The 1062-nt window shown below is 52.7% G+C and carries 3 protein-coding genes; 2 read left to right on the top strand and 1 reads right to left on the bottom strand.

Annotated features, from left to right (window positions below):
* Window positions 1-3 precede the first annotated feature (3 nt).
* Window positions 4-129, top strand: a complete 126-nt coding sequence (locus J0A65_RS23950) for a hypothetical protein (RefSeq protein ID WP_416135327.1) — start codon at window positions 4-6, stop codon at window positions 127-129.
* A 117-nt stretch (window positions 130-246) separates the two neighbouring features.
* Here J0A65_RS23950 and J0A65_RS23945 read toward each other — a convergent pair whose 3' ends face one another.
* Window positions 247-621: a PA0061/PA0062 family lipoprotein gene (locus tag J0A65_RS23945; protein ID WP_206596775.1), complete on the bottom strand. Its 375-nt coding sequence runs from the start codon at window positions 619-621 to the stop codon at window positions 247-249.
* Between the two features lie 159 nt (window positions 622-780).
* Here J0A65_RS23945 and J0A65_RS23940 point away from each other — a divergent pair.
* Window positions 781-1062, top strand: a 282-nt coding sequence (locus tag J0A65_RS23940) for a response regulator (protein ID WP_206596774.1), incomplete at its 3' end; no start/stop codon positions are given.

The raw sequence follows: 1062 nt of genomic DNA, 5'->3' as shown, positions 1-1062 counted from the left end.
GCGATCAATCAGGAGGCCCGTGAGCTGCTGGTCGAACTGGGCAAGCGTGGCACCGTTGGTGGACAGGAAGACATGATCGAGGACCTGGCGCTGACGCTGTCACGTCAGCGCGGTGTATTGCCGACTTGAGCGGTTCTTGACGCGCCGCTGCGTGCCAGTGTCACGCAGCGTTCTTGCCGGGTATGAATACAAGAGACACATTGACCGCCTTATGGCGGTCAATGTCTAAAACGATGCCGCTATTTCTTACAGCGCGCGTTCACTCAATAGCGAACCGGTACGGTCGATCAGTTGCAGGCTCTTTTGAAAACCTTTGTCCATTATCCTCATTTCGTATGTATTGTCCGCAGCAAAATCAGAATACTCGAGAGTTGCGAACATAGCGTAACTGCTTTCTTGCCCCGTTCCCGATGTAATCAATACCTCCAGTTTGTTGTTTCCCGGTGAAACACTGAAGTAGCGCCCATTGTCGACGCTGACTCCATTGACTTTGTTTGCCATCAGAAGATCACCGGCGCTGTTCTGAAACGTGATGATTGCCGTGGAGTCATTGGCCGACGGTATCTGGGTCGCACAGGCAGACAACAGTGCCGATATTGCAGCGAGGAAGAGGAATTTCATTGGTAATGTCCATGTTGATTCAGGGTGGAATCATCATCGCGCCAGCGAGTTAATCCACGATTAAGACGTTGACAATAAACGGCGAGATAACGCTCGAAATCTTAATTCGATCTTAATGTTGGCAATGTATGCTTCGCCGTGACAACGGGGGGAGGGATCATGCGCATACTGTTAACCGAAGACGACAGTCTTATCGCCGAAGGCGTGTCTGCCGGCCTGTCCGTTCAAGGTTTCACTGTCAGTCATGTCACCACCGCATCCGCTACCGAGTCTGCATTAGCGGCTGCAGAGTTCGATCTGTTGATTCTGGACCTGGGGTTGCCTGACCAGGACGGACTCATGCTGTTGCGGCGGTTGAGAAGTCGCAACTTCCACATACCGGTGCTTGTGTTGACGGCAAGAGACTCGATCAACGATCGGGTCGCTGGCTTGCAGTCGGGC

The sequence above is a fragment of the Bowmanella yangjiangensis genome (assembly GCF_017255015.1).
GTDB lineage: Bacteria > Pseudomonadota > Gammaproteobacteria > Enterobacterales > Alteromonadaceae > Bowmanella > Bowmanella yangjiangensis.
This window is presented reverse-complemented; position numbering and strand designations above follow the sequence as displayed.